At 64.6% G+C, this 26966-nt stretch carries 24 protein-coding genes; 6 read left to right on the top strand and 18 right to left on the bottom strand.

The annotated features are described in order from the left end of the window. Positions 1-118: 118 nt before the first annotated feature. Both oadA and H2O77_RS04190 read right to left on the bottom strand, forming a co-directional pair. A complete protein-coding gene (gene oadA, locus H2O77_RS04195) occupies positions 119-1951 on the bottom strand; it encodes a sodium-extruding oxaloacetate decarboxylase subunit alpha (protein WP_215823975.1) in 1833 nt (610 codons plus the stop codon). An 83-nt stretch (positions 1952-2034) separates the two neighbouring features. Then, positions 2035-3450 carry an acetyl-CoA carboxylase biotin carboxylase subunit gene (locus H2O77_RS04190; RefSeq protein WP_043331944.1) on the bottom strand — a complete coding sequence of 472 codons (1416 nt, stop codon included), beginning with the start codon at positions 3448-3450 and terminating at the stop codon, positions 2035-2037. A gap of 193 nt (positions 3451-3643) precedes the next feature. Between H2O77_RS04190 and H2O77_RS04185 the strand changes: the two genes are divergently transcribed. Then, positions 3644-4633, top strand: coding sequence for a LysR family transcriptional regulator (locus tag H2O77_RS04185; protein ID WP_043331946.1), 990 nt, complete (start codon positions 3644-3646; stop codon positions 4631-4633). A gap of 104 nt (positions 4634-4737) precedes the next feature. On the opposite strand, the gene lipA is transcribed toward H2O77_RS04185, so the two are convergent. The 12 genes from lipA to H2O77_RS04125 all read right to left on the bottom strand — a co-directional run bounded on the left by lipA (position 4738) and on the right by H2O77_RS04125 (position 16933). Then, positions 4738-5730 (bottom strand): lipoyl synthase, encoded by a 993-nt coding sequence (gene lipA, locus H2O77_RS04180; RefSeq protein WP_052384342.1) that lies wholly within the window; start codon positions 5728-5730, stop codon positions 4738-4740. Further along, positions 5730-6455 (bottom strand): lipoyl(octanoyl) transferase LipB, encoded by a 726-nt coding sequence (lipB, locus tag H2O77_RS04175; protein ID WP_215823974.1) that lies wholly within the window; start codon positions 6453-6455, stop codon positions 5730-5732. Before lipB ends, lipA begins: the two co-directional genes overlap by 1 nt. A gap of 57 nt (positions 6456-6512) precedes the next feature. Beyond that, entirely contained in the window at positions 6513-6800 is a 288-nt protein-coding gene (locus H2O77_RS04170; protein WP_043331948.1) for a DUF493 domain-containing protein, read from the bottom strand. Positions 6801-6996: 196 nt separating this feature from the next. Then, on the bottom strand, positions 6997-8199 hold the full coding sequence (locus tag H2O77_RS04165; RefSeq protein WP_054555032.1) for a D-alanyl-D-alanine carboxypeptidase family protein: 1203 nt from the start codon (positions 8197-8199) through the stop codon (positions 6997-6999). Positions 8200-8301: 102 nt separating this feature from the next. Further along, complete coding sequence (locus tag H2O77_RS04160) at positions 8302-9333, bottom strand: septal ring lytic transglycosylase RlpA family protein (protein WP_213113364.1); 1032 nt, start codon at positions 9331-9333, stop codon at positions 8302-8304. After that, entirely contained in the window at positions 9330-10373 is a 1044-nt protein-coding gene (mltB, locus tag H2O77_RS04155) for a lytic murein transglycosylase B (RefSeq protein WP_225347665.1), read from the bottom strand. The genes H2O77_RS04160 and mltB overlap by 4 nt, the downstream gene beginning before the upstream one ends. Before the next feature lie 71 nt (positions 10374-10444). Continuing rightward, positions 10445-11593, bottom strand: coding sequence for a rod shape-determining protein RodA (rodA, locus tag H2O77_RS04150; RefSeq protein ID WP_043331958.1), 1149 nt, complete (start codon positions 11591-11593; stop codon positions 10445-10447). Next, positions 11583-13529, bottom strand: coding sequence for a penicillin-binding protein 2 (gene mrdA, locus H2O77_RS04145; RefSeq protein ID WP_215823973.1), 1947 nt, complete (start codon positions 13527-13529; stop codon positions 11583-11585). The genes rodA and mrdA overlap by 11 nt, the downstream gene beginning before the upstream one ends. Positions 13530-13571: 42 nt before the next feature. After that, on the bottom strand, positions 13572-14039 hold the full coding sequence (gene rlmH, locus H2O77_RS04140) for a 23S rRNA (pseudouridine(1915)-N(3))-methyltransferase RlmH (RefSeq protein ID WP_043331959.1): 468 nt from the start codon (positions 14037-14039) through the stop codon (positions 13572-13574). A 145-nt stretch (positions 14040-14184) separates the two neighbouring features. Then, on the bottom strand, positions 14185-14544 hold the full coding sequence (gene rsfS / locus H2O77_RS04135; RefSeq protein ID WP_043331961.1) for a ribosome silencing factor: 360 nt from the start codon (positions 14542-14544) through the stop codon (positions 14185-14187). A 230-nt stretch (positions 14545-14774) separates the two neighbouring features. After that, positions 14775-15410: a nicotinate-nucleotide adenylyltransferase gene (gene nadD, locus H2O77_RS04130; RefSeq protein WP_107336631.1), complete on the bottom strand. Its 636-nt coding sequence runs from the start codon at positions 15408-15410 to the stop codon at positions 14775-14777. A 239-nt stretch (positions 15411-15649) separates the two neighbouring features. Continuing rightward, positions 15650-16933, bottom strand: coding sequence for a glutamate-5-semialdehyde dehydrogenase (locus H2O77_RS04125; protein ID WP_215823972.1), 1284 nt, complete (start codon positions 16931-16933; stop codon positions 15650-15652). Between the two features lie 348 nt (positions 16934-17281). Between H2O77_RS04125 and H2O77_RS04120 the strand changes: the two genes are divergently transcribed. The 4 genes from H2O77_RS04120 to H2O77_RS04105 all read left to right on the top strand — a co-directional run bounded on the left by H2O77_RS04120 (position 17282) and on the right by H2O77_RS04105 (position 21743). Continuing rightward, complete coding sequence (locus tag H2O77_RS04120) at positions 17282-18313, top strand: hypothetical protein (RefSeq protein WP_215823971.1); 1032 nt, start codon at positions 17282-17284, stop codon at positions 18311-18313. Further along, on the top strand, positions 18313-19272 hold the full coding sequence (locus tag H2O77_RS04115) for a diguanylate cyclase (RefSeq protein ID WP_052384343.1): 960 nt from the start codon (positions 18313-18315) through the stop codon (positions 19270-19272). The genes H2O77_RS04120 and H2O77_RS04115 overlap by 1 nt, the downstream gene beginning before the upstream one ends. Next, complete coding sequence (locus H2O77_RS04110; RefSeq protein ID WP_240548707.1) at positions 19269-20741, top strand: bifunctional DedA family/phosphatase PAP2 family protein; 1473 nt, start codon at positions 19269-19271, stop codon at positions 20739-20741. The genes H2O77_RS04115 and H2O77_RS04110 overlap by 4 nt, the downstream gene beginning before the upstream one ends. 123 nt (positions 20742-20864) lie before the next feature. Continuing rightward, positions 20865-21743, top strand: coding sequence for a DMT family transporter (locus H2O77_RS04105; RefSeq protein WP_215823970.1), 879 nt, complete (start codon positions 20865-20867; stop codon positions 21741-21743). Between the two features lie 143 nt (positions 21744-21886). On the opposite strand, the gene H2O77_RS04100 is transcribed toward H2O77_RS04105, so the two are convergent. The 3 genes from H2O77_RS04100 to mpl form a co-directional block, all read right to left on the bottom strand. Next, the gene (locus tag H2O77_RS04100) at positions 21887-22516 is read right to left on the bottom strand and encodes a LysE family translocator (RefSeq protein WP_213113369.1); all 630 of its coding nucleotides are present in this window, start codon (positions 22514-22516) and stop codon (positions 21887-21889) included. A gap of 85 nt (positions 22517-22601) precedes the next feature. Next, on the bottom strand, positions 22602-23255 hold the full coding sequence (locus H2O77_RS04095) for a flavin prenyltransferase UbiX (protein WP_215823969.1): 654 nt from the start codon (positions 23253-23255) through the stop codon (positions 22602-22604). Beyond that, positions 23252-24694, bottom strand: coding sequence for a UDP-N-acetylmuramate:L-alanyl-gamma-D-glutamyl-meso-diaminopimelate ligase (mpl, locus tag H2O77_RS04090; protein ID WP_215823968.1), 1443 nt, complete (start codon positions 24692-24694; stop codon positions 23252-23254). The genes H2O77_RS04095 and mpl overlap by 4 nt, the downstream gene beginning before the upstream one ends. Positions 24695-24888: 194 nt before the next feature. On the opposite strand from mpl, the gene H2O77_RS04085 reads away from it, so the two are divergent. Beyond that, complete coding sequence (locus H2O77_RS04085; RefSeq protein WP_043331973.1) at positions 24889-26151, top strand: 6-phosphofructokinase; 1263 nt, start codon at positions 24889-24891, stop codon at positions 26149-26151. Positions 26152-26305: 154 nt separating this feature from the next. On the opposite strand, the gene H2O77_RS04080 is transcribed toward H2O77_RS04085, so the two are convergent. After that, complete coding sequence (locus H2O77_RS04080; protein ID WP_215823967.1) at positions 26306-26962, bottom strand: NAD-dependent epimerase/dehydratase family protein; 657 nt, start codon at positions 26960-26962, stop codon at positions 26306-26308. Positions 26963-26966 lie beyond the last annotated feature (4 nt).

Here is a 26966-nt window from a genome sequence, read left to right as displayed (position 1 = left end):
GTTGGTCCTTCCACAGGAAAGGACAGCAGGACATCAAAGATGCCCGGCCGCCCCTGGTGATCGTATAGCTGTCAGATGGTGACGGCGGCCAGATTTTGCAACCTCGCCGCCGTTGGCATCACGCGATCTCGATCAGCACTTCCCCCGGCGTGACACGATCGCCACGCGCGACATGAATGGCCTTGACGGTACCGTCGACACGCGCGGCGATCTCGGTCTCCATCTTCATCGCCTCACTGATCAGCACCGACTGGCCCGCGGTGACGCTGTCACCGACCGCGACCAGTACCTCGACGATGTTGCCCGGCATCGCGGTGGTGACATGGCCCGGCGCCGAGGCGCTGGCACGTCCGCCGCTCTGGCCGCCCGCCACGTAATCGTCCTTGGCCTCGAACACCACCTCTTCCGGCATGCCGTCCAGGGTCAGGTAGACGTGACGCTTGCTGCCCTTGGCACCGCCGACGCCGGTGATCTGCACCGCGTAGGACTCGCCGTGCACGTCGATGACGAACTCTGTCGGCACGCCAGAGGTCACCGGACGTTCCGCCTCGCCCTGGGGGATGATTTCCGGTGTGAGCGTGCCGGCACGGCGCTCATTGAGGAAGTCACGTCCCAGCTCCGGGAACATGGCGAAGGTCAGCACGTCCTCGGGGGACTCGGCCAGCTCGCCCAGCTCCTCGGTGAGGCGCGTCATCTCCGGCGCGAGCAGGTCGGCCGGGCGCCCGACTTCCACCGGCGCGTTGCCGATGGCACGCGAGCGCACCTCTTCGTTGACCGGTGCCGGCGCCTGACCATAGCCGCCCTGCAGGTAGCGCTTCACCTCGTTGGTGATGCTCTTGTAGCGCTCGCCGGTCAGCACGTTGAGTACCGCCTGGGTGCCGACGATCTGCGAGGTCGGGGTGACCAGTGGCGGATAGCCGAGATCGGCACGCACACGCGGAATCTCATCGAACACCTCGCGGATGCGCTCCAGGGCGTTCTGCTCCTTCAGCTGGCTGGCCAGGTTGGACATCATGCCGCCGGGGATCTGACTGATCTGGACCGAGACATCCTCGCGGGTGAATTCGCTCTCGAAGGCTGAGTACTTGCTGCGCACCTCGTGGAAGTAATCGCCGATCTCGCGCAGCGACTCCAGCTCAAGGCCGGTATCCCACTGGGTGCCGCGCAGCGAGGCCACGAAGGATTCGGTGGCCGGATGGCTGGTGCCGCCGGCGAAGGCCGAGATGCAGGTATCGATGTGGCGACAGCCCGCCTCGACAGCCTTGATCTGGCACTGCGGCGCCAGGCCCGCCGTGGCGTGGCTGTGCAGGTGGACCGGCACCTCGACCGCCTCGACCAGCGCGCTGACCAGATCATAGGTGGCGTACGGCGTCAGCAGGCCGGCCATGTCCTTGATGGCGATGGAATCGGCCCCCATCTCGACCAGCTTGCGCGCCTGCTCGACATACATCTCCAGCGTATGCACCGGGCTCACGGTGTAGCAGATGGTGCCCTGGGCGTGCTTGCCGGCCTTCTTGACCGCACGCATGGCGGTTTCCATGTTGCGCAGGTCATTCAGAGCATCGAAGACACGGAAGATATCGATGCCACCTGCCGCGGCGCGCTCGACGAAGGCCTCCACCACATCATCGGCGTAGTGACGATAGCCGAGCAGGTTCTGGCCGCGCAGCAGCATCTGCAGCGGGGTATTGGGCATGGCTTCCTTGAGCGCCTTCAGACGCGCCCAGGGGTCTTCCTTCAAAAAACGCACGCAGGCATCGAAGGTCGCGCCGCCCCACACTTCGAGACTGTAGAAACCGGCCTGATCGAGGCGCGCGGCAATCGGCAGCATGTCCTCGGTGCGCATGCGGGTCGCGATCAACGACTGGTGGCCATCGCGCAGCACGACTTCGGTGACCTTGACGCGCTCGGCGTGATCGACGGCGGGAGTGTTGGGAGTTGCAGCTGTCATGTCTGGGGTCCTTCTAATTGTTGGCTACGTGAACCGGGGGAAGCTCAGGGAAGATTCACGACATCAGGGGCATCAGGTGCGCATCAGAGACCGGCGTGGGCCGCGATGGCCGCCGCGATCGCCAGCGCCGTCTGTTCCGGCAGGCGCTTGACCGAGTACTGGGTCAATTCCGGGTGGGCGGCCACGAAGCCGGTATCGAAGTGCGCGTTGCGGAAATCAGGGTGCTTGAGGATTTCCTGATAGTAAGGCGCCGTGGTCTTGACGCCCTGCAGACGCATGTCATTGAGGGCACGTGAACCACGATTGATGACCTCTTCCCAGGTCAGCCCCCACACGATGAGCTTCAGACACATGGAATCGAAATACGGCGGGATGGTGTAGCCGGTATAGATCGCGGTATCGGTACGCACGCCAGGCCCGCCCGGCGCGTAGTAGCGCGTGATGCGCCCGAAGCTTGGCAGGAAGTCGTTCTTGGGGTCCTCGGCGTTGATGCGGAACTGGATCGCATAGCCGTGATGGCGAATGTCTTCCTGACGGAAGGCCAGCTTGTGACCCCAGGCGATGCGGATCTGCTCGCGCACGATATCCACGCCGGTGATGGCCTCGCTGATGGTGTGTTCCACCTGCACGCGAGTGTTCATCTCCATGAAGTAGATCTCGTTGCCCTTGACCAGAAACTCCACGGTACCGGCGTTGCGATAGCCGACGGCGCGGGCGGCACGTACCGCCATCTCGCCGACGTAGGAGCGCTGCTCCGGTGTCAGTTGCGGGCTGGGAGCGATCTCGATCAGCTTCTGGTTGCGACGCTGGATGGAGCAGTCACGCTCGAACAGATGAATCACGTTGTCGTGATTGTCGGCCAGGATCTGCACCTCGATATGCAGCGGGTCGACCACGCAACGCTCGAGGAACACATCGGCGCTGCCGAAGGCCTTGGTAGCTTCCGAGATCACGCGCCCCCAGGCCTGCTCGAGCTGATGAGCATCATCACAACGCCGGATACCGCGCCCCCCACCGCCTGAGGTAGCCTTGAGCATGACGGGGTAGCCGACCTGCTCGGCGACACTCAGCGCCTCCTCGACATCGGCCAGATTGCCGGCCGAGCCCGGCGTCACCGGCACGCCGGCCGCCTTCATGGCATCGCGGGCCTGGGTCTTGTCACCCATGCGGGCGATGACACTGCTGGCCGGCCCCACGAAGGCGATACCCGCCGCTTCACAGATGGCCGCGAATTCGGCGTTCTCCGACAGGAATCCGTAACCCGGATGGATGGCGTCACAGCCGGTCTCGCGCGCGAGATCGACCAGGCGGCGGGCATCCAGATAGCCGGCCAGCGGGTCTTCGCCGATGAAATGCGCTTCATCGGCGCGTTTGACGTGCAGGGAGAAACGATCAGGTTCGGTGTAGACAGCGACTGAGCGGATGTCCATCTCGGCACAGGCGCGTACAATGCGCACTGCGATTTCCCCTCGGTTGGCAATCAGCAACTTGCGAAACATGGTGACTCTCCCGGACGTGACGCGTGATCTTGTTGTGGTGCTCTGGTCGTGCGCTTGTCATTGACCGCCAGACGCGACAACGGCGCTGACAGACACGAGGTAGCATGCGTTCCACGCTACCCAGCGAGAGACCAATAGAAAAGTTGATATTTTTTTGCCAATCTATAAGTAAAACCTTATGACTGGGTGTGTCATGTCGCGTCCAAACTTGTTGAATCGCTTAACTTTCAGACAGTTACAGGTGTTCCAAGCGGTTCATCGCCAACAGTCCTACTCCCGTGCGGCCGAGCAACTTGGCCTGACGCAACCCGCCGTCAGTGCCCAGATTCGTCAATTGGAGCAGGCACTCGAGCAATCGCTGTTCAAATATGCCGGCAAGACGCTGCATATCCTGCCGGCGGCTGACGCCCTGGCGAACTCGGTGCAGTCGATCTTCGGCGAGGTCTCGAGCCTGCAGATGGAGCTGTCGGAGATCGCCGGCACCATCCGCGGCGAGCTCAATCTGGCCGCCGTGTCCACCGCTCAGTACGTGGTGCCGCATATTCTGGCGCGCTTTCGGGCGCGGTATCCGGAAGTGTCGGTGCGCCTGCGCGTCTGCAATCGCGGTCAGGCGCTCGAGCGCCTCGCCGAGCGGCGCGATGACCTGGTGATCATGGGCATGGTGCCGGATGACGCCAATCTGGCCTTCATGCCGATCCTCGACAACGAGCTGATCCCCGTCGTCTGGCCCGGTCATCCGCTGCTGGAGGTCAAGGGCATCACCCTGGAAGACCTCGCGCAGTACTACATGCTGATGCGTGAACCCGGTTCGGGCACGCGCACCGCCTTCGAGGAGTTCGCCGCACGCGAGCGCGTCTCGCTGCGTCATACGCTGGAGTTGGGCTCCAATGAGGCCATCAAGCAAGGCGTGATGGCGCACCTGGGCGTGGCGATCCTGCCGCGACTGTCGGTTCAGCTCGAGCTGGCCTCAGGCCTGCTGGCCTCGCCCTCGCTCCCGGGCTTCCCGCTCAGACGCAGCTGGTGCACCGTCTACCCCAAGGACCGCTACCCCACGCCGGTCACCGAGCTGTTCCTGCGCTTCGTGCGCGAGCTGCTGCCGGAGCTCAATGCTCACTTCAGCGCGCCGATGGAGCCCATCCCCGGGCACAGCGTGGCCTGCCTGCCGCTGGCGACCGAGCAATGAACATAGCGACCTGATGGCGCAAGCCACATGAAAAAACCGCCATGGAGACAAGCTCCATGGCGGTTTTTTCGTTCAGGCAACTGACGTCATGTCAGCAGTGCGGCTTACTTCACTTCCACACCGTGCGCCTGCTTGTCGGCGTGGTAGGAAGAGCGCACCAGCGGGCCGGAGGCGACATGCGAGAAGCCCATCTCGCGCGCCTTCTGACCGAGCCAATCGAAGGTGTCCGGGTGCACCCAGCGGTCGATGGGCAGGTGGTTGCGCGACGGCTGCATGTACTGCCCCAGGGTCAGCATGTCGACACCGTGGTTGCGCAGGTCCTGCATGACTTCGAGCACCTGCTCGTCAGTCTCGCCGACACCCAGCATCAGGCCGGACTTGGTCTTCACTTCCGGACGACGCTCCTTGTAGCCCTTGAGCAGGTCAAGTGACCACTGGTAGTCGGCACCCGGACGCACGCGACGGTAAAGGCTCGGCACGGTTTCCAGATTGTGGTTGAAGACGTCCGGCGGCGTCTGCTCGAGCACGTCCAGCGCGACCTGCATGCGGCCACGGAAGTCCGGCACCAGCACTTCGATCTCGGTGCCATCGCACTTCTCGCGAATCTCGCGGATGCACTCGGCGATGTGGTTGGAGCCACCGTCGCGCAGGTCATCACGGTCGACGGAGGTCACGACGACGTAATTCAGGCGCATCTCGGCGATGGCCTCGGCCAGCTCGCGCGGCTCGTCGGCATTCAGCGCGTTGGGGCGACCGTGCGCCACGTCGCAGAACGGGCAACGACGGGTGCAGATGTCACCCATGATCATGAAGGTCGCGGTGCCGCCGCTGAAGCACTCGCCCAGGTTCGGGCAGGAGGCTTCTTCACAGACCGTGTGCAGGCCGTGCTTGCGCAGCGTCTGCTTGATGCGCGTGACTTCCGGCGAGGCCGGCATGCGCACACGCAGCCAGTCCGGCTTCTTGGGCAAGGTCTCGGTGGGAATCACCTTGACCGGAATGCGGGCAACCTTCTCGGCGCCGCGCAGCTTCACGCCACGCTCCTTGCGGGCAGGAGCAGCGGAGGGAGCGGGCTTCGTGGTAGCGATGGTCTCGGTCATCAGTTCTGTCCTGCTGTTCGAGAAATGTCAGCCAGTGCCGCGGGTAGGCCGCTCACCGGAGTCAGGGTCACATCGCCCAGGCTTGCGCCCAGACAACGCACCAGGCGGTCACGCTCGCTGGCAAGATCCACCGGTGCGCGAACGAGATCGCGCAGCTGGGTCATCGCCATGCCGGCATAGCCGCAGGGATTGATGCGCCCGAAGGGCGCGAGGTCCATGTCCAGATTGATCGCCACGCCGTGAAAGCTGCAACCACGCCGGATGCGCAGTCCCAGCGAGGCGATCTTGGCCTCTTCCATCGAACGACGCGGGTCATCGCCACGCTGCGCCGACTTCTTCACATAGACGCCAGGCGCGTCCGGACGCGGATAGGCCTCGATGCCATGCTCGGCCATCGCCGCCACCACCGTCTCTTCCAGCGCCGTCACCAGCTTGCGAACGCCGATGCCGCCTCGCTTGACGTTGAGCAGCGGGTAGAGCACCAGCTGGCCGGGCCCATGATAGGTCACCTGGCCGCCACGGTCGGTCTGCACCACCGGAATGTCGCCCGGCATCAACAGATGCTCCGGCTTGCCCGCCTGGCCCTGGGTAAAGACCGGAGGGTGCTCCACCACCCACAGCTCGTCCGGCGCATCGGCCGCACGCGTATCGGTGAAGTGGCGCATGGCCGACCACACCTCATCATAGGCCTTGAGGCCGAGGTGGTAGACGTGAATCGTGTTCATGCATGCGCTCCTGTCATCAAGGCGCAAGACAAGGAAATCCAGCGTTTCATGCCTGGATCACAGCACCATGTGGATGCGACCGGTGGCCTTGAGGTCACGGTGCAACGCATCCAGCTGATCAGTACCGGTGGCACGGATCACCACACGGATGCTGCGGTAGTTGCCGTTCTTGCTGTCCTGCCAGGTGATGGCCGTCGCATCGAAGCCCGGCGCATGCACTTCCAGGATATTGCAGACCACTTCGACGAGATCTTCTGCGGCGGTGCCGACGATCTTGAGGGAGAAATCACACGGGAATTCAATCTTGGGGGGCGTCTGCCCACCAGCTGCTGGCGTCTTGGCCATGGGGATAGCCCTTCAGGTAACTCTATTTCCGACCATTCTACTCAACAAAGGGCGATCCGTCAGCCGGATCGCCCTTTGTTGAGTACACGACCGCGATATTCAGGGGCGCGCGCCTGGCACCGCCAGCACGCGCGCCCCACTGCCATCACTGAATCATGTCATCGGCCGCGTCACTTCACACAGCCAGACGACTGACTCAGTTGAACAGGCCGTGGAAGAACAGCATCAGGGCATCCCACAGACGCTTGAACAGGCCGCCCTGCTCCACCGGCTCCAGTGCGACCAGCGGTTCTTCGGCCAGCACCTTGTCGTCCAGCTTGATCTGCAGGGTACCGTACTGCTCGCCGGCCTGAACCGGGGCCTTGATGGTGTCCTTGAGATCAAGACGCGCGGTCAGCTTGTCTGCCTGACCACTCGGCACGGTCAGGAAGACATCCTGAGCCATGCCCAGACGCACCTGGTCCTTCTCGCCACCCCAGACACGCGCCTGGTTGAGCACCGCGCCCTTGTCATAGAGCTTCTTGCTCTCGAAGTAGCGGAAGCCGTAGGTCAACAGCTTCTGGGATTCCTGCGCACGCGCCTCTTCGGACTTGGTGCCCATCACGACACTGATCAGGCGGGTATCTTCCTTCTTGGCGGATGCCACCAGGCAGTAGCCGGCTTCTTCGGTGTGGCCGGTCTTCAGGCCATCGACATCCTTGTCACGCCACAGCAGCTTGTTGCGGTTCGGCTGCTTGATGCCATTCCAGGTGAAGTACTTCTGGGAGTAGATCTCGTAGTGATCCGGGTAGTCCTTGATGATGCGACGCGCCAGAATCGCCAGGTCGTGCGCCGTGGAGTAATGCTCCGCGTGCGGCAGACCAGTGGCGTTCATGTAGTGGGTGTTCTTCATGCCCAGACGCTTGGCGTGCTGGTTCATCAGGTCGGCGAAGGAACCTTCGCTGCCGCCGATGCGCTCGGCCAGCGCGACGCTGGCGTCGTTGCCGGACTGGATGATGACACCGTGCAGCAGGTCATCGACGGTGACGCTGGTGCCTTCGCGGATGAACATGCGCGAGCCACCCGTCTTCCAGGCATTGACGCTGATGCGGACCTTCTCGTCCGGGCTCAGCTTGCCGTCGTCCATCTCGCTCTCGACCAGGTAGGCCGTCATCATCTTGGTCAGACTGGCCGGCGGCAGGCGCTTGTCGGCGTTGTGCTCGACCAGGATACGCCCGGAATTGGCGTCCATCAGGATCCAGGAAGAAGCCGCCAGCTGCGGCGCCGCCGGAATCAGGGTATCCGTCTCGATGGCATGGGCCGGGGTGGCGGCAACGCCTGCGAACAGCGCAATGCCGCTGGCCGCCATCAGCGCGGAGAATCGACGCCGAAGAGGAAGAAGTCGGGCTTTCAGGGACATGTTGGAATCTCTTTGACACTCATGCATAAGCCGAGGCTTGCGCCTCGGCCAGGTTGCGCCTCTTCATGAAGCGCATGATGGATGAAAACGGGCCTGCGGCCCTTATCGCTCTGCCGTGACGCTGAAGGCCCCGGCATAGCCAGCATCGGCCAGCGCCGACTTGAGCGATTCAATACGGACATTGTCTTCCAGCGGGCCGACCTGAACCTTGTAGAGGTCGCCGCTGCCCAGCACACGAGTCGGTCGTCCCAGACGGGAGCTGACACTGGCACGAATGCTGTCGGCCTTGCTCAGATCACTGACCGCCGCGACCTGCAGGAAGGTAGCTTCCCCGTTCGCCACGGAGGACGTGCTGCTCGGCGCAGCAGAGGCTACCACGGGCTTGGCGGCAACGCTCGCGCCGGAAGCGCTCGAGGCCACGGAACCGCCGGTTGCCTGCATCGCGTCAAGCCCGGCAATGCCCTGCTCGCGGCGTACCGCCTGGCTGCGCGCCAGCAGACGCTCGGACTCTGCCGTGCCCTGGGTCGGGCTCGGGCCCGGCTTCCAGGTCGTGGCGTCGAGGGTCTCGACACGCACATGCCCGGTGCCATGGCCCAGCATGTCCAGTCGCCACGCCGCGCTGTAGGACAGGTCGATCAGGCGGTCTTCATGGAAGGGGCCGCGGTCGTTGACCTTGACGATGACCTGCTTGCCGTTGTCCAGATTGGTGACACGCGCATAGGTCGGCAATGGCAGCGACTTGTGGGCCGCCGTCATGGTGTACATGTCATAGATCTCGCCACTGGCGGTGGCGTAGCCATGAAACTTCTTGCCATACCAGGAAGCAGTGCCCTCGGCCACGTAACCGCGCGGATCATCCATCACGTGATAGGTCTTGCCCCATACCTCGTACTCGCTGCGATTGCCGCTGCGGGTATAGGGTTCGACACGTGGCACCTCATCGGGCACCGCCGAGACATCCGGCGCATCATCGGGATAGGCATCGCTGTCCATCTCGTAGCGGCTGTTCTTGCCCGCCTTCTTGCCGGTGCTCGCCGAGGCACCATCACTGACCTGGGTGCCACCCCCACTGCTGGCACAGCCGGCCAGCAGGGCAAGCGCGAGGGTCAGCGGTAGCGCACGTGACCAGCTCATCCCGCACCTCCGTCCTCGAGACGACGCTTGATCGCCCGGGAGAGCTCATCCACGGCCATCGCATACATGTGGCTGTGGTTGTAGCGCGTGATGACGTAGAAGTTGTCGTAGCCGACGGCGTAGCGGTAGCCCTGCTTCAGGTCCAGCGCCAACGGAATCACCTGGGTATTGCCGGCCACGTCATCTGCCACCTGGACACCGGCCGCCTCGAGCGCGGAAACGCTCATGTACGGCTTTTTCGTCTTGTTGAAGGTGACGGAGGACGGCGGCGTCCCGGGACCATCCGCGGCGCTGACCACCGGCGCACCGGCCTTCCAGCCATGACGCGCGAAGTAGTTGCCGACGCTGCCGATGGCATCGACCGGGTTGTGCCACAGATCACGCACGCCGTCGCCATCGAAATCGACCGCATAGGCCTGATAGCTGGTCGGGATGAACTGCGGATAGCCCATCGCGCCGGCGTAGGAGCCCTTGATGGAGAGCGGGTCGATGCCCTGCTCTATCGTCAGCTGCAGGAAGGCCGCCAGCTCGCCACGGAAGAACTTGCCGCGACGCGGATGATCGAAGGCCAGCGTGGACAGTGAATCGATCACGCGGTGAGTGCCTGTGTGCTTGCCGAAGAAGGTCTCGACACCGATGATGGCGGCGATGACTTCCGGCGGCACGCCATACTCGGCCTGGGCGCGATCGAAGGTCTCACGATGCTCGGCGATGAACTTCACACCAGCTTCGATGCGTGATTGCTTCATGAAGATGGCGCGGTACTGGTCCCAGCGCAGATGACCTTCCGCCGGACGCGACATGGCATCCAGCACCTTCTGGCTGTAATCGGCCTGATTCATCAGCTCGGTCACGCGATCGCGATCCAGCCCCTTGGCCACCAGCTCGTCAACCAGCTTGGCCGTTTCCGGGTGAGTCGCCGGGGCGAAGCCATCAGGCGCCGCCTTGGCCACGCCTGACATTCCCAGCAGCGGTGCCACCATCACCAGGGCTGCGCCCCAGTGCTTCAGACGTCGCCCACGCGCATTGATCACCGTCATCGACTCTCTCCTTGCCTGTCTGCGAGCTTGGGCTCGCGAATGTCCTTGCCACTCGGCAACTGGCCGCCACGTCATCGCGACAATAGGCGCCGGTGGGTATGAATGCTCATGAGAATACCGAAGCCTGCCAGCAAGGTCACGCTGGAGGTCCCACCATAACTGACCAGCGGCAACGGGACGCCAACGACCGGCAAGATACCCGATACCATGCCGATGTTGACGAAGACGTAGACGAAGAACGTCAGGATGATCGCGCCCCCCGTCAGCCGGGCAAAACTGTCCTGGCCATTGTTGGACATCACCAGCCCGCGCAGCACGATCAGCACGTAGAGCCCCAGGAAGAAGCTCATGCCGATCAGGCCGAATTCCTCCCCGATGACCGCGACGATGAAGTCGGTGTGGCGCTCCGGCAGAAACTCGAGCTGGGACTGGGTCCCCAGGGTATAGCCCTTGCCGAAGATGCCGCCCGAGCCGATGGCGGTCTTGGACTGGATGATGTTCCAGCCCGCGCCGAGCGGGTCAGACTCCGGATTGAGGAATGTCAGCACACGGCGGCGTTGATAGTCGTGCATCACCATCCACAGAAGCGGCAATGCCGAGGCGATCAAGGCGCCGAAGAAGGCGATCAGCTTCCAGGAAAGCCCCGCCAGCAGGATCACGAACACGCCCGCCGCGGCGACCAGCAACGAGGTGCCGAGGTCCGGCTGGCGCGCGATCAGCAGCACCGGCGCGACGATGATCACGGCGCAGATGGCCAAGTCTCGCCAGCGAGGGGGCAGCGGGCGCTGACCGAGCCAGCAGGCGACCATCATCGGCATCGCCAGCTTCATCAGCTCCGAGGGCTGGAAGCGCACCACCCCGGGGATGACCAGCCAGCGCTGGGCGCCCATGCCGACATCCCCGAGCACCTCCACCGCCACCAGCATCAGGAAGCCGGCGCCGTAGGCGACCGGCGCCCAGCGGTAAAGGGTCGCGGGTGACAGCTGGGCGAGCCCGATCATGATCACCAATGCCAGCGCCTGGCGTGAGGCCTGGCGCAATGTGAAGTCGATATCCTGACCGCTGGCGCTGTAGAGCACGATCAGCCCGCAGCCGAGCACGGCCAGCAGCAACAGCAACAACCAGGGGTCGAGGTGGATACGCTCCCACAGACTGGTGCGGCGGCGATGACTGAGATCTCCACCTACACCACGCATCGAGCGCTGATAATCAGTCGGCATCGTTCTCTCCTTGCTCACCCTCGCCCGCCGGTGTCTCCGGGGGTGCCAGAGCGGCAGCCAGCGTGAGCGCCGCCTCACGCGCCTCGGGGTCAATGCGCGGCAATAGCCAGTAATCGGTGACGGCGCGCGCCATCGGGCCCGCCACGGAGCTGCCGCCCTGGCCGTTCTCGATCACCACGGAGACGGCTATCTCCGGGTGTTCGACCGGCGCAAAGGCGGCGAACAGGGCGTGGTCACGCAGACGCTCCGCGAGCTCCTTGCCGTTGTATTTCTGGTCCTGCCCGAGGGTGAAGACCTGCGCGGTACCGGACTTGCCGGCCATGCGGTACTTGAGGCCGGGCCCGACATACTTGCGCGCCGTGCCTTCTCGCCCGCTGACCACGTCCTCGAGCGCGGCGATGACATCGTCCCACCACGCCGGATTGTCCAGCACCACATCCGGCTTTTCCTCGCTTCTGGGCAACAATACCGTCTCGTCACCGATGCGCTTGGCCAGGTGAGGCGTCACGTGCCTGCCGCGATTGGCCAGCACGGCCTCCGCCGAGGCGAGCTGCAACGGCGTGGCAAGCCAGTAGCCCTGACCGATACCGATGGAGATGGTCTCGCCGGGGTACCAGGGCTTGTCGTAGCGATTGCGCTTCCATTCCTTGGACGGCATCAGGCCGGGCAGTGCGCCCTGCACGTCCAGCGCCGTCTGCTCACCGAAGCCGAACTTGTGCATGTACTCACTGATGCGGTCGATCCCCAGGCGATAGGCGACGTTGTAGAAGAAGGTGTCATTGGACACCGCAATGCCACGCCGCATGTTGACGCGCCCATGCCCCCAGCGCAGCCAGTTGCGATACTTGTGGCTGTCATTGGGCAGCTGGAAATAGCCGGGATCGTAGAAGGTGGTGCTGGTGGTGATGGCACCGTTCTCCAGCCCCGCCAGCGACATGAAGGGCTTCACGGTCGAGGCCGGCGGGTACTGGCCGCGAATGGCACGATTGAACAGCGGCAGGTCGATATCATTCTGCAGCGCGCGATAGCTCTTGACGCTGATGCCGGTGACGAATTCATTGGAATTGAAGCCCGGCACGGAGGCCATCGCCAGGATGTCGCCCGTCTTAGGCTCGATAGCCACGATGGCACCACGCCGCCCCTTGAGCAGCCGATAGGCGAGATCCTGTAGGCCGCGGTCGATGGTCAGCGTCAGGTCCTTGCCCGGCACCGGGTCGATCCGCGACAGCTCACGCAGCACACGACCCCGCGCATTGGTTTCCACCTTGCGCAGGCCCGCCTGACCGTGCAGCTCCTCTTCATAGAAGCGCTCGATGCCGGTCTTGCCGATGAAGTGGGTGCCCGAATAGTTGCCCTTGTCGAGGGTCTTGAGCTCGGCCTGATTGATGCGCCCCACGTATCCCAGGGTATGCGACAGCGGCTTGGCGTCCGGGTAGTAGCGCAGCAGCTGCGCCTCGACCTCGACGCCGGGCAGGCGATAGCGATTGACGGCCAGACGCGCGATCTGCTCCTGACTCAATTCACTCATCAACAGGGCGGGCTGATAGGGGCGTTGACGCTGACGCGAGCGTTCCTTGAAGTCTTCGACTTCATCGGGCGGCAGATCGAGAATCTCGACCAGGCGCTCAAGCGTCGTCTCGAGATCACCGGCGCGTTCGCGCACGATGGTGAGATTGTAGTTGGGACGGTTTTCGGCGAGCAGCTGACCATTGCGGTCATAGATCAAGCCGCGCGTGGGCGGCAAGGGCTCGACACGCACACGGTTCTTGTCCGAGCGCGTCGTATAGATGTCGTGTTCCACGACCTGCAGGAAGAGCAGCCGCGCCAGCAGACATCCGGCCAGCACCAGCACAAGGCCGGCAGCCACGATGCTGCGAAGGCGAAAGATCCGCACTTCCTGTTGAGGATTCTTTATCGTCGCCCGGCGTTGGCGCATGGCGGGTCTCGCAACCAGTGTCGTGTCGCAAGCGGCAGGCGCTTACCGGTGATAGGGGTGCCCGACCAGCAATGTCCAGGCGCGGTAAAGCTGTTCCGCCAGCACGATGCGCACCAGGGGGTGCGGCAGCGTCAGTGCCGAGAGCGACCAGCGCTGATCGGCACGTGCCAGCAGGCGTGGGTCGAGCCCATCCGGACCACCGATGAGGATGGCCACGTCTCGCCCTCCCAGCCGCCAATCATCGGCATGCTGGGCAAGCTGCTCGGTACTCCAGGCCTTACCTAGGACATCAAGGGCGACAACATGTTCATTTCCCTTGAGTTTTTCAAGCATCCGGTCGCCTTCACTGGCCATGGCACGGGCGATGTCCGCATTCTTGCCGCGATTGCCGGGCGCCAGCTCGATGAACTCAAGCGAAAAATCCCGCGGCATGCGCTTGAGATATTCCCGGCTACCCTTCTCCACCCAGTCCGGCATCTTCTGCCCGACCGCCAAAACTCGGATCTTCATGTCCTGTCCCGTGCTGTGTCAGAACGACGGGCGAGCCCGCAGTCCTTCCATCGGATACTCCCTGCCCGCGACATCGCGACCGGCAAGGACGTAACGCGCGGTTGGCATGTCCCGACGAGCAACCCGTCGGGTCAGGCTGGCAGGATCAGTGGCTCTGCTCGTACTCTTCACGCGTTTCGCGGGGCAGATCGCTCCACAGGCGCTCGAGGTCGTACAGGGCACGGGTTTCGGCCAGCATGACGTGGACGACGACATCGCCCAGATCCAGCAGCACCCAGTCGGAGCCGTTGTCGCCTTCACAGCCCAGCGGCTTGACGCCGGCTTCTTTCACGGTGACCTGCACGTTGTTGGCCAGCGCGGAGATATGGCGGCTGGACGTACCGGTCGCGATCACCATCACATCGGTGACGCTGGTCAGCTTGGAGACATTGATCTCGCTGATTTCCTGGGCCTTGAGTTCTTCAAGGGCGTCGACAACCAGGTTTTTAAGAGCTTCGGTCTGCATGATTCCTCGGGAGTTTGTTCGGCAGGGGGCGCATTCTACCCGTTGGCGATGCGCGCGCCTATGGGCATCGTCATTTACTCGCCAAAGGGGCGCCACGCACGGCGATGCGGGATCGCGGCAGCGACGCCCCTCTCATGATGCCACGCTCGCACGCGACAAGACGTTCAGAGCCACAACGCTCAGCTCGATGATGGGCACAGCTCGATGATGGACTCGGGCTGATGATGGGCTCAGGTCGATGACGGACAATAGAGGCCATGCGCCTCGATATGACGGATCACCGCTTCCGGCAGCAGATAGCGCACGCTGTCACCCAGCGCGAGACGCTCGCGCACGAAGGTGGCACTGATGGCCATGCGCGTCGGCAGCGACAGGCGCAACAGGTGGCCACCCGGGCGTGCCATCAAGGCCGCCACCGAGTCGACCTCGCGCCCCTGGATCAACGCTTCGAGCGCCCGGGGCAGCGGTGCATCATGGTCCGGCCGCTCGATCACCACCACATGGGCATCATCGAACAGACGATCGGCGGCATGCCACTCCCCGAGCTTGAGGAAGGCGTCATGGCCGATGGCCATCACCAGCCGCGCCTGCGGGCCATATTCGGCGCGCAGACTGGCCAGGGTGTCGGCACTGTAGGAAGGCCCATCGCGCAGCAGCTCACGCCCATCGGCCTTGAGGCCCGGCTCTGCCTCTATCGCGGCTTCCAGCATCGCCAGCCGCTGGTCACTGCTGACGCCGGGCGCGGCGCGATGCGGCGGCTGATGCGATGGCACCAGCAGCACATGGTCCAGCCCCAGCGCTTCGCGCAGCTCGATGGCACTGCGCAGATGGCCGTGATGGATGGGATCGAAGGTACCGCCGAGCATGGCGACACGCGGTACCGGGCCGAGGCAGCCCTCGAAGCCCGGCTCCGCTGCCGTGTCAGTCCTTGAGCGCGAATCATGTGCCGACTCGGTGCCGTGATGCACGGCCTCACGCTCCTGCGCGAGACCATCGGCATTCAAGGGGCGCTGGGTATCCTCCAGCGCCTCGGGCGACAGGGCCTGCTCGTTCGTCAAGGTCTGCTCGGACGCAACCTGACCCTCGGCGGGTGAGACCTGGTCCTTCACTGGCGAATCTGCCCATCACCGAACACGATGTACTTGCGGGTCGTCAGGCCCTCAAGCCCGACCGGGCCACGCGCATGCAGCTTGTCGGTGGAGATGCCGATCTCGGCGCCTAGGCCATATTCGAAGCCATCGGCGAAGCGGGTAGAGGCGTTGACCATCACCGAGCTGGAATCGACTTCCGCCATGAAACGGCGCGCCAGCGCATAGTTCTCGGTGATGATGGCCTCGGTGTGCCCGGAGCTGTGACGTTCGATATGCGCCATCGCCTCATCGACGCCATCCACGACGCGAATCGCCAGAATCGGCGCCAGGTATTCGGTGTCCCAGTCTTCCGCACTGGCGGCCACGGCCTGCGGCAGCACTTCGCAGGTGCGCTCGCAACCGCGAATCTCGACTTCATGTGCCGCCAGACGCTCGGCGATACGCGGCAGGACCTCGGCGGCAACCGGCGCATCGACCAACAGAGTCTCCATGGTGTTGCAGGTGCCGTAGCGGTGGGTCTTGGCGTTCTCGGCGATCCGGACCGCCATCGCCAGGTCAGCCGTGGCATCGATATAGACGTGGCAGATGCCATCGAGGTGCTTGATGACCGGCACGCGCGCATCACGCGAGATACGCGAGATGAGGCTCTTGCCACCGCGCGGAATGATGACGTCGACGAACTCGGGCATCGCGATCAGCTCACCGACCGCGGCGCGGTCCGTGGTGGCGACGACCTGCACTGCCGTGGCCGGCAGTTCGGAGAGCACCAACGCCTCGCTGATGATCTCGCTCAGCGCACGGTTGCTGGACGCGGCCTCGGAGCCACCGCGCAGGATGCAGGCATTGCCGGACTTCAGGCACAGGCTGGCCGCCTCGATGGTCACATTGGGGCGTGACTCGAAGATGATGCCGATCACGCCCAGCGGCACGCGCATGTGACCGACCTGAATGCCGCTCGGACGCGAGCGCAGCCCATCGACCTCGCCGACCGGGTCCGGCAGCGCCGCGACCTGCTCGAGCCCTTCGATCATGCCGTCGATACGTGCCGGCGTCAGCGCGAGACGATCGACCATCGCCTCCGAGAGCCCATTGGCGCGTGCACGCGTCAGGTCCTCGGCATTGGCCTCTGCCAGTGTCTCGCGACGCTCATCGATCAGACGCGCCATGGTCTGCAGAGCACGATTCTTGATGCCGCTGTCGACGCGACGCATCACGACGCTTGCCGCGCGCGCTGCGTGCCCCAGACGATTCATGTACGCCACGACGTCCGTGGTGTCGTGCTTGCCCTGCTCACTCATGTGCCTAATCTCGCTGGTTGTCAGTGTCCACGTGCTCATTTCATCATCGGCCGGGCCCCGCGAGGGCATTCCCCAGAGAAGCCTCGACATGAAGCCCTGACGTACAGCCCGACGTGAAGGCCTGAGGTGAAGGCCAGACGTGGTGGTCGTATGTGAAAGCCTCAGAGGCGTAGACACTTTTGTCACTCGCCGTTTGGGGTATGCTGCCATTATTGCAGACGACGTTGCATGATCGGAGCACCGTCGCATCTTGCAAACGTGCAGGCAATGCCCACGTCACAGACCGTTCGGCCAGGGAATTCGGCCGATTTCGCGCCATCCACGGCAAAGGTGCCAATATAAGTCACCATGGAGATCAAGTTCAAAGTCCGTATCAGTCAGTTCGTCTGTCTGCTCGGCTCTGTATTGCTGCTGCTGGAAGCGGCACGACAGATCAGTATCGGCCTGACGCTCACTGCCCTGTTGCTGGCGGTGGGTGGCACGATGTTGCTGGTGGTCTCTCTCGCCCACGAGCTGTTCACCCTCCGCTGGTTCCGCACGCTGGTGATGCTCAGCGTCGCGCTGATCATGAGTGCGCTGGTACTGCTGGCCCCGCAGCAACACCTGATGTGGCTGTGGGGCTTTGCCGTCCTGCTGCTCTATCCGCGCCCGCGCTGGCTGGCACCGGCCTGCGCACTGATCGGGCTGGTCACCACCTGGCTGGCGCTCGCTCAGCTGGGCAGCGACTGGCTGAGTCTGGGCATCGGCATCACCGCGACCCTGATGGCACTCGGTGCCATCGGTGGACGGCGCCAGCAGCAGGTCTGGATGCAGCTGGAGCGTCGTGGTCGGCGTGATTCCAGCCGCGCGATCTGGTCACAATACCAGCTGAAGCGCGACCTGCCGCGGGAAATTGCCCGTGCCGATCGCGAGGACATCCATATCGAATTGATCCTGCTCGCACCGGTCAAGACCGGTCGTCTGGCCAATCGTCGCCTGATGAACACCCTTGACAGTGCCGCGCTACCACATGAGACCCGCTACCAGCTCGATGACGGGGCACTGGCCGTCTTGCTGGTCACCCGCGGCGAGCGCATGGCCAGCCTGCGCCGTCGTCAGTTGATCGAGCATCTCGCGATGCCGATTCGCGCTCGCGTGCAGCCTCTCAACGACAGTGACCCCAGTGCGCTGGACCTCAAGCGCCTCAGCGCCCACCTGAGCGATGAACCGCAGCCGATCACCCTGCTGCCGCCACTGCCTCGCAAGCCTGCCGACGCCGATGCCTCGTCAGACGAAACCTCGACAGACAACGCCCCGTCAGACCATGGGCGAGACACCCTCAAACCGGCCAGCGCGGCAGACAAGGTCGCCGTGGCACCGTCGCGGGGGAATGATCACTGATGTCTCCTCTGCACAGCCTGGCCCATCGCGAGCGTCGCGAACTCGCCAATCGCAAGACACTGATCATGCTGCTGGCCGCCGCGGTGATCGCCACCTATGCCCTGTGGCGCTATCTGGTGGGCGATTTCGAGCATATCCTGACGCCGGTGCTGGCCACCTTGCTGATGGCGATTGCCGCCGGCCTCAATCACCTCGATGATGAGCAGCCGCTGCCTTCCTATCTGACGCTGATCGCCAGCTACCTGATGCTGGCACTCGAGGCGCCGGGCACCTATCCGGGCATGTCGCTGTGGCTGGGGCTGCCCAGCGTGCTGACACTGCTGCTGTTGCCCCTGGCACCGGCGATGCTGCTCAATCTGGTGCTGGCGCCACTGTGGCTATGGCTATTGGGCCAGCAGGAAGACAACTTCGGCGAGATACTGCGCTACCTGTGTCTGCTGCTGGTGGCCAGCCAGCCGTTCGTCATCAACAGCCTGCAGGCGGGGGTCATGAGCCTGACCGCCAGCGAGGAAACCGAGTGCAACGCCTTCAATGCCCGCACCGGTCAGCAACGACTGATCAGTGAGGCGGCGCGTGCGCGGGCGCTGGACCAACCGTTCAGCATTCTGGTCGTCTATCTGCCGCAACTGGACATGCTCGGCGAGCAGTTCGGCGAAGACAGGCGCGTCGAATGCCTGGCGATGGCCTGCGACGTGATGCAGGAGGTCTCGCGCCAGGGCGACCTGCTGTGTCGCAGCGACAAGTCGTCCTTCTGGCTGATGCTGCCCAATACCGGCGAGGCGGGAGCGCTGATCATGCGCGAGCGCCTGACCGCGGCGCTGGCAGCGGCCACACAGCCGGAAACCGGCTCCATCATTGCCCGCGCGCGCCTGGTGACGTACAAGGCCGATGACACCACCCAGAAACTCGAGCAACGCCTGCTGGCCAGCCAGCTTGCCCTGATGGATCTCAATGAATGAGCGACACCCTTGCGTCACTGCTGCATTGGCTGAACCCCAGTGTGATGATCGACACCCTGATGACCACGCTGAGCGATCACCCGGCAGCCCTTGTCGCCGTCATCGGCCTGGTCTCACTGCTTGAATCTCTCGCCATCATCGGCCTGCTGGTGCCGGGCGTGGTCATTCTCACCGCCGGCGCCTCCCTGGCCGGCCATCTCGAACTCTCGCTGCCGATATTGCTGGCCGCCGGGGCGCTGGGCGCCATCATCGGCGATGGCGTGAGCTTCTGGCTGGGCATCCGCTATCGCGATCAACTGCCCGGCCGCTGGCCCTTCTCGCGCCATCCCGAGTGGATCGAGCACGGTCAGCAGTTCTTTCATCGCCACGGCAGCTGGTCGATCGCCTTCGGGCGCTTCGTCGGCCCGGTGCGCCCGATCATCCCGCTGGTCGCCGGCATGCTCGACATGCCGCCGGCGCGCTTCTTCCTGGTCAATGGCCTCTCGGCGCTGGCCTGGGCACCGGCCTACCTGCTGCCGGGCTATCTGCTGGGCCAGACCTGGCAGTCACTGTTCACCCTGCCGGAAGGGGCCGACGGCCTGCTGGTCGGCCTGGCCAGCGGCCTGATCGCCTGTGCCTTCGCCTTCTCCTTCCTGCGTCGTCAGCTGGGCCGCGAGGGCCGCCTCTATCATTGGCTGGCTCGTCGCATGCGTCGCAGCCCTTCCGGGCGGCGTCTGTGGTGGCAGCTGCGTCATCCCGACCCCGAGGGCGAGTTTCCGCTCGCCTCGATGGCGCTGCTGATCTTCGCGGTGATCAGCGTGCCCGCCATGAGCCTGGCGGTGCTGGCCCATCCCGAGCCGTGGTGGATCGACCGCGTGGCCGCCTCGCTGGCCGCAAGCCTCACCTCACTGATGCCCGAGGACTGGCTGCGCGAGGCAAGCCTCGGGCTGTCTCGCCTCGCCGATGGCACCGGCCTGGCGGCGCTCGTGGCTCCGTGGCTAGTGTGGCTGCTGCTCAAGGGTCGCCACGCAGTGTGGTTGCATCTGACGGCCGCCTGGCTGGGCATCGCCAGCGCCAATACCGTGCTCAAGCACCTGATCCAGCGCCCGCGACCGGATACCCCCGCCTTCCTGGAAGGGTCGATGTCGTTCCCCAGCGCCCATGCCGCCGGCAGCGTGGCGGTGTTCGGACTGGCCGCCGCCTTCATAGCCGAGCGCCAGCCCTCCTCGCGACGTCGCTGGATCTACTGGGCAGCCATCGCCGCCTGTACGCTCGTCGGCCTGTCACGCATCACGCTTGGCGTCCATTACCTCAGCGATGTGCTGGGCGGTGCCTGTCTGGGGCTGCTGGTCTGTGCACTGGTGCGCATCAGCTATCCCGCCTTCGTGCGCCAGCCCTCGGCACCCCTGGAATCGCCAGCCCCGCTGCTGTGGTTGAGCATGGCGAGCCTGCTGCTGTTGGCGGCACGCTTCGTCTGGCTGCCGCTCTAGTCTGTCGCGATCAGACTGCTGCCGCTCAGGCCGTCGCGATAACGTTGCCGTGATAGCGCTGTAAACCGATGAGCCGCCTGAGATGGCGGCTTTTTCACTACCCCCCTGATGACGAGGAACCTCATGCCCGGCCCTGCTGCCCCTCCCACCAACCAGCCCCAGGCGCTGATGTCGATTCATCTCGGCATCGCGCTGCTCGGCGGTACGGCGCTGTTCTCGAAAGGCGTGCCCCTCTCGGCGCTCGATATCACCACCTGGCGCAGCCTGCTGGCGGGGCTGTTCCTGCTGTGGCTGGCACGCCTGAAGTGGCATGTCTCGCTGCGTCTGAGCGGGCGCGACTGGGCCTTGCTGGGCATCGCCGCCGCGCTGATGGCCGCGCACTGGGTGAGCTACTTTCACTCGATGCAGGTGTCTTCCGTGGCCACCGGCATGCTGGCGCTGTTCACCTATCCCATCTTCATCGTGCTGCTGGAGCCCTGGGTGGAAGGCACGCGCCTGAAAGCGAAGGACCTGGCGGCAGCGGGGCTGGTCTGCATCGGCGTCTGGCTGCTCGTCCCCGGCGGCGACAGCAGCGCGCAGGGCGACAGCCTGGCGGGAGTGTTATGGGGCGTGTTCTCGGGCCTGTTGTTCGCGGCGCGCAATCTGCTGGTGCGCTACCGTCTCAGCCACCTCAATCCGGTACTGTCGATGAGCCTGCAGGCGCTGGGTGTCGTGGTGCTGACGCTGCCGTTCGTCTCCGGCGAGATCATGGATGCCAGCCCCTCGACGGGGATCGCCATGCTGGTGCTGGCCATCGTCTTCACGGCAGCGCCGCATGCACTGATGACCTTCGCCCTCGGTGGCCTCAAGGCCAAGACCGTCGGCATGATCGGCTGCCTGCAACCCGTCTACGGCGTGCTGCTGGCGTGGTTGATTCTCGGCGAGGTGCCCACCTGGCTGACGCTGGTCGGCGGCAGCTTCATCGTGGCGGCGGCAGCACTTGAGACACTGCGTCGCAGCTGAATCGAAGTCACAGCTGAACCGAAGTCGCAGCTGAATCAGCGCCGCAGCTGAACCAAAGCCACGCCCCTGAATGCATCAAGGCCCGCCAATGGCGGGCCTTGATGTGTTTTCAAGCTGCAATGCCTGACTCAGTCATGCCGACATCAACCGGTCGCGAGCCAGATTCCCACACCGATCATCAGCGTACCGGCCACGCGGTTCATCAGGCGCACACGCGAGCCACGCCCCAGCCAGCGCGCCAGGCTGCTGCCACCGCCGGCGTAGAGCAACAGGCAGGTGAATTCCAGCGTCAGGATGATGCCGACCAGCGCGATCAGCTGCGGCGCCAGCGGCAGGCTGGCATCCAGAAATGGCGGCAACAGGGCGATGAAGAACGCCCAGCCCTTGGGGTTGGCAATCGCCGTCACGAACCCCTGAACCGCCAGTTCACGGCGCGAGGCGCGCGGTGCCGCCGCATCCTCCCCTGCTACCCCCAGGGCCAGGCGGCCACGTGAACGCCACATCTGGATCCCCAACCAGGCCAGATAGGCGCCCCCCGCCAGCTTGAAGGCCGAGAACACCATCGGATAGCGCAGCATGATGGTCGCGACGCCGATCACCGCCGACACCGCCACCAGCCCGACGCCCAGCAGTTCGCCCACCATCATCCACAGGGTGCGCTTGACGCCCTGGGTCATGCCCAGGGTCATCGCCAGCGTCATGCACATGCCCGGCGTCAGCGAGACCAGAAAGAACGTCGGCACGAACACCGACAACAATGACCAATTCAGCATTCCCTGCTCTCCTTGCACAGTCTGATGCAGTGCCAGAGGGATGCCTCTGACAAGCTCTCACCCGAGCGGATCGACTGACCGCCCCTCAATCGCCGCTGACATGCCCCTCGCCCCAGCGCGGCATCAGCGTATGCGAGATTCCCAGCTGGTTGAGAATGCGCGCGACGATGAAATCGATCATGTCATCGAGGGTCTGCGGACGATGATAGAAGCCGGGCGCGGCGGGCAGGATGACGGCGCCCATGCGCGTCAGACTCAGCATGTGTTCGAGATGGATGGCCGAGAACGGCGTCTCGCGCGGCACCAGAATCAGCGTGCGACGCTCCTTGAGTGCCACGTCGGCGGCGCGCTCGATCAGGTTGTTGCTGGCCCCGGTCGCGATCGCGGACAGCGAGCCGGTGGAACACGGACACACCACCATGGCGCTCGGCGCGCCGGAGCCGGAGGCCACCGGGGCCATCCAGTCCTCGCGTCCGAAGCAGCGAATCTGGCCGGGCCTGGCGGCGTAGCGCTGCGTGAGCACCTCGGTGAGACGCGCCGGGCGTGCCGGCAGCTCCTCGTCGGTCTCGGTGGCGATCACCATGTGCGCCGCCTTGGAGACCATCACCATCACTTCATGACCGGCCGCGACCAGACACTCGATCAGGCGCAGGCCGTACTGGGCGCCGGAGGCCCCGGTCAGCGCGACGGTGACCGCCGACTTGAACTCGCCCTCTGGGGCTGTCGCTTGCGTTTTCATGCTTCACCTTCACGTGTTGCCAGCGCCGCAAGAAGGCGCTCGTGGATACCGCCGAAGCCGCCATTGGACATCACCACCACCCAGTCGCCGGCGCGGGATTGATTGGCGATCTTCGCGATCAGGGTGTCGAGGTCCTGCTCGACCTCCGCCTCCACGCCGAGCGCGCGGCACTCGCTGACCGTCTCCTCCAACGACCAGCCGAGGCTGGGGCCCGCGAACCAGCTGACGCGGTCGGCCGCGGTCACTGAAGCCGGCAGACGCGCCTTCATGGTGCCGAGCTTCATGGTATTGGAGCGCGGTTCGATCACCGCCCACAGGCGACCGCCCTGCCCTTCGGCCGCAACGCCCGGCGCCAGGCCCTCGAGCGTGGTGGCGATGGCGGTCGGGTGGTGCGCGAAGTCATCGATGACCTTGACGCCTGCCACCTCACCGCGCAGCTCCTGGCGACGCCTGGGCGGCGCGAAACGCGCGAGCGCCTCCAGTGCCACCTCGAGACTCACGCCGCATTCGACGGCCGCGGCCACGGCGGCGCAGGCATTGGCCACGTTGTGGCGTCCGCGCATCGCCCACTGGCACTCGACGAAGCGATTCGTCTCGCCTGAGTCATCGACCGGCGGTGCCAGCGCGAAGTGGCTGCCATCGGCACTGATCAGGCGATAGCGCCAGTCGCCACCGGCATTCTCGATACCGCTCTCATCGCCGAAGCGCGTCACCGGCGTCCAGCAGCCTTGATCCAGCACGCGCTCCAGCGCCTCGGCTCCGGCGACGGCGTCCGCCGCGACCACCAGCTTGCCGCCAGCCGGCACGGTACGTACCAGATGGTGGAACTGACGCTCGATGGCGGCGAGATCCGGGAAGATATCGGCGTGATCGAACTCGAGGTTGTTGAGCACGGCGATGCGCGGACGGTAATGCACGAACTTGGAGCGCTTGTCGAAGAAGGCCGTGTCGTATTCATCGGCCTCGACCACGAAGGGCGCCCGAGGATCGCCGATACGCGCGGAATCGCCCAGCTGCGGCGGCACGCCACCGATCAGATAGCCCGGCGCGAGGCCCGCGCATTCGAGAATCCAGGCGGTCATGGTCGCGGTGGTGGTCTTGCCGTGGGTGCCGGCGATGGCGATCACCGGACGGCCGGTCAGCACCTCGTCACACAGCCATTGCGGGCCGGAGGTATAGGCCAGACCACGCTCGAGCAGCGCCTCGACTTCGGGGTTGCCGCGCGAGACGGCATTGCCGACCACCGCAAGATCAGGCGCGGGGACGAGATTGTCGGCCGCATAGCCTTCCATCAGGGTGATACCGGCCTCGGCCAGCTGTGTGCTCATGGGCGGATAGACGTTGGCATCGCTCCCCGTGACGCGATGACCGCGTGCGCGCGCCAGCAGCGCCAGAGAGCCCATGAAGGTACCGCAAATACCGATGACGTGAAGGTGCATCTGTTTCTCCAATCCGGAAGCCCGAGCAGCCTAGCATGCCCGCCAGGCGGCGAGTAGCGCGCGACCTGTCAGGGATGGACGACACCCCCAGTGGCATTCGGGCGTCGTGCAGGGGTCATGTCTTTCGGATATGATGCGGCGGGTAAGCGCCAGCCCGTTCAAGACCATGACAAGGAAGCAGAGACGAGAAGCCCATGCCCCAGCACAATGCCTTCTACGCCCAGTCCGGTGGCGTTACCGCCGTCATCAACGCCAGTGCCTGTGGCGTCATCGAAGCCGCTCGTGAAAACGGCGACCAGATCGGCAAGCTGTATGCCGGTCACAACGGCATCATCGGTGCCCTGACCGAAGACCTGATCGACGTCAGCCAGGAAAGCGACGAGAACATCGCCGCGCTGCGCCACACGCCGGGCGGTGCCTTCGGCTCCTGCCGCTACAAGCTCAAGAGCATCGAGGACCACCGTACCCAGTACGAGCGTCTGATCGAGGTGTTCAAGGCCCACGACATCCGTTACTTCTTCTACAACGGTGGCGGCGACAGCGCCGATACCTGCCTGAAGGTCTCTCAGCTGGCCGAGACCATGGGCTACCCGATCCAGGCCATCCACGTGCCGAAGACCGTGGACAACGACCTGCCGATCACCGACAACTCGCCGGGCTTCGGCAGCGTGGCCAAGTACATCGCCACCTCCACCCGTGAAGCCGGTCTCGACATCGCCTCCATGTGCGCCACCTCCACCAAGGTGTTCATCCTGGAAGTCATGGGCCGTCACGCGGGCTGGATCGCCGCTGCCGGCGCCCTGGCCGGTGAAGATGCCACCCAGCCGCCGCACATCGTCGTCTTCCCGGAAGTCGCCTTCCACCGCAAGGAATTCATGGCGCGCGTCGATGCCTGCGTCAAGGAACACGGCTACTGCGTGGTGGTGGTCTCCGAAGGTGCGCGATACGAAGATGGCACCTTCCTGGCCGATGCCGGCAACACCGATGCCTTCGGCCACCGTCAGCTGGGCGGCGTCGCGCCGACACTGGCCGGCATGGTCAAGCAGGATCTGGGCTACAAGTACCACTGGGCGGTGGCCGATTACCTGCAGCGCGCAGCGCGTCACATCGCCTCCAGGACCGACGTCGAGCAGGCCTACGCCACTGGCCGTGCCGCCGTCGAGATGGCCTTGGCCGGCAAGAATGCCGTGATGCCGGCGATCCGTCGCCTCGGCGATGGCGCTGACTACGCCTGGGACATCATCGAGGCGCCGCTGGAGCAGATCGCCAACCACGAGAAGTTCATGCCGCTGGAGTTCATCACCGAAGATGGCTTCTACATCACCGACGCCTGCCGCGAATATCTGTCGCCGCTGATCCAGGGTGAGGACTTCCCGCCGTTCGTCAATGGCCTGCCGGCGGTCGCCAGGCTCACGCTGGCCAAGGTCGAGAAGAAGCTGACACCGTTCACGATCTGATCGCCTGGCGCTGATGCGCCTGACTGGTCCGTCGCTGATACGGCCGGTCGCTGACAGTACCGGTCGCTGACAGAGCCGGTCGGTGACAGTGAAGCGAGTGTAAAAAAAGCCCCGCACAGGCGACTGTGCGGGGCTTTTTGATGGCTGGCAGTTGTCATTCGGGGGGACGGGGAAACACCTCCTCCAGCCGGTACACCGCATGCGCCTGCTGCTGACGCTGGCTGACCTCGACCATACGCGCCGCCACCTGAGCGCCACGGATCGGTCGATAGCACTGCAGGCCCGGCAAGCGGGTGAGCACCGGCAACAGATAGCGACCCAGCGTCTCGCCCAGGCGGAACTCGCTGCGCTCCCCCACCAGCAATGACGGCTGGAAGACACTGATACGCGCAAAGGGCAACGCCTTGATGGCCATTTCCAGCTCGCCCTTCATCCTGAGATAGCCATTGCGGCTCGCGTGATTGGCGCCGCTAGAGGAGGCCAGCAGGTAGTGCGTCACTCCCTGGGCGGCCGCCAGCCGGGCGGCACTCAGTTGATGATCGATGTCGACACGCCGCTGGGCCTCGAGCGACCCCGCCTGCTTGAGCGTGGTGCCCAGGCACGAGAACAGCAGGTCTGCCTGGAAACAATCGGCCCAGTCTTCCAGCCGCGCGAAGTCGACCACATGGTTCTCGACCTTGTCAGAGTCGCCAGGCGCCGGCCGGCGCGTCAGCGTGACGACTCGGGCGATGGCCTCGCAGGCGATGAGTTCAGCCACCACCTCGCGCCCGACCACGCCGGTCGCCCCGATCACGATCGCGGTCTGTCCCATACAC

It is taken from the genome of Cobetia sp. 4B (assembly GCF_018831605.1).
GTDB classification, from domain to species: Bacteria; Pseudomonadota; Gammaproteobacteria; order Pseudomonadales; family Halomonadaceae; genus Cobetia; species Cobetia amphilecti.
This window is presented reverse-complemented; position numbering and strand designations above follow the sequence as displayed.

What these genes read in the sequence shown, in the direction of transcription:
- H2O77_RS04190 (WP_043331944.1), bottom strand. Translation starts at nt 3,450, where the DNA reads ATGTTTCGCAAGTTGCTGATTGCCAACCGAGGGGAAATCGCAGTGCGC.
- H2O77_RS04115 (WP_052384343.1), top strand. Translation starts at nt 18,313, where the DNA reads ATGTCTCCTCTGCACAGCCTGGCCCATCGCGAGCGTCGCGAACTCGCC.
- mrdA (WP_215823973.1), bottom strand. Translation starts at nt 13,529, where the DNA reads ATGCGCCAACGCCGGGCGACGATAAAGAATCCTCAACAGGAAGTGCGG.
- lipA (WP_052384342.1), bottom strand. Translation starts at nt 5,730, where the DNA reads ATGACCGAGACCATCGCTACCACGAAGCCCGCTCCCTCCGCTGCTCCT.
- H2O77_RS04105 (WP_215823970.1), top strand. Translation starts at nt 20,865, where the DNA reads ATGCCCGGCCCTGCTGCCCCTCCCACCAACCAGCCCCAGGCGCTGATG.
- oadA (WP_215823975.1), bottom strand. Translation starts at nt 1,951, where the DNA reads ATGACAGCTGCAACTCCCAACACTCCCGCCGTCGATCACGCCGAGCGC.
- H2O77_RS04120 (WP_215823971.1), top strand. Translation starts at nt 17,282, where the DNA reads ATGGAGATCAAGTTCAAAGTCCGTATCAGTCAGTTCGTCTGTCTGCTC.
- lipB (WP_215823974.1), bottom strand. Translation starts at nt 6,455, where the DNA reads ATGAACACGATTCACGTCTACCACCTCGGCCTCAAGGCCTATGATGAG.
- H2O77_RS04125 (WP_215823972.1), bottom strand. Translation starts at nt 16,933, where the DNA reads ATGAGTGAGCAGGGCAAGCACGACACCACGGACGTCGTGGCGTACATG.
- H2O77_RS04085 (WP_043331973.1), top strand. Translation starts at nt 24,889, where the DNA reads ATGCCCCAGCACAATGCCTTCTACGCCCAGTCCGGTGGCGTTACCGCC.
- H2O77_RS04185 (WP_043331946.1), top strand. Translation starts at nt 3,644, where the DNA reads ATGTCGCGTCCAAACTTGTTGAATCGCTTAACTTTCAGACAGTTACAG.
- H2O77_RS04110 (WP_240548707.1), top strand. Translation starts at nt 19,269, where the DNA reads ATGAGCGACACCCTTGCGTCACTGCTGCATTGGCTGAACCCCAGTGTG.
- H2O77_RS04100 (WP_213113369.1), bottom strand. Translation starts at nt 22,516, where the DNA reads ATGCTGAATTGGTCATTGTTGTCGGTGTTCGTGCCGACGTTCTTTCTG.
- rsfS (WP_043331961.1), bottom strand. Translation starts at nt 14,544, where the DNA reads ATGCAGACCGAAGCTCTTAAAAACCTGGTTGTCGACGCCCTTGAAGAA.
- mltB (WP_225347665.1), bottom strand. Translation starts at nt 10,373, where the DNA reads ATGACGGTGATCAATGCGCGTGGGCGACGTCTGAAGCACTGGGGCGCA.
- H2O77_RS04095 (WP_215823969.1), bottom strand. Translation starts at nt 23,255, where the DNA reads ATGAAAACGCAAGCGACAGCCCCAGAGGGCGAGTTCAAGTCGGCGGTC.
- mpl (WP_215823968.1), bottom strand. Translation starts at nt 24,694, where the DNA reads ATGCACCTTCACGTCATCGGTATTTGCGGTACCTTCATGGGCTCTCTG.
- rlmH (WP_043331959.1), bottom strand. Translation starts at nt 14,039, where the DNA reads ATGAAGATCCGAGTTTTGGCGGTCGGGCAGAAGATGCCGGACTGGGTG.
- H2O77_RS04080 (WP_215823967.1), bottom strand. Translation starts at nt 26,962, where the DNA reads ATGGGACAGACCGCGATCGTGATCGGGGCGACCGGCGTGGTCGGGCGC.
- H2O77_RS04160 (WP_213113364.1), bottom strand. Translation starts at nt 9,333, where the DNA reads ATGAGCTGGTCACGTGCGCTACCGCTGACCCTCGCGCTTGCCCTGCTG.
- nadD (WP_107336631.1), bottom strand. Translation starts at nt 15,410, where the DNA reads ATGCTCGGCGGTACCTTCGATCCCATCCATCACGGCCATCTGCGCAGT.
- H2O77_RS04170 (WP_043331948.1), bottom strand. Translation starts at nt 6,800, where the DNA reads ATGGCCAAGACGCCAGCAGCTGGTGGGCAGACGCCCCCCAAGATTGAA.
- rodA (WP_043331958.1), bottom strand. Translation starts at nt 11,593, where the DNA reads ATGCCGACTGATTATCAGCGCTCGATGCGTGGTGTAGGTGGAGATCTC.
- H2O77_RS04165 (WP_054555032.1), bottom strand. Translation starts at nt 8,199, where the DNA reads ATGTCCCTGAAAGCCCGACTTCTTCCTCTTCGGCGTCGATTCTCCGCG.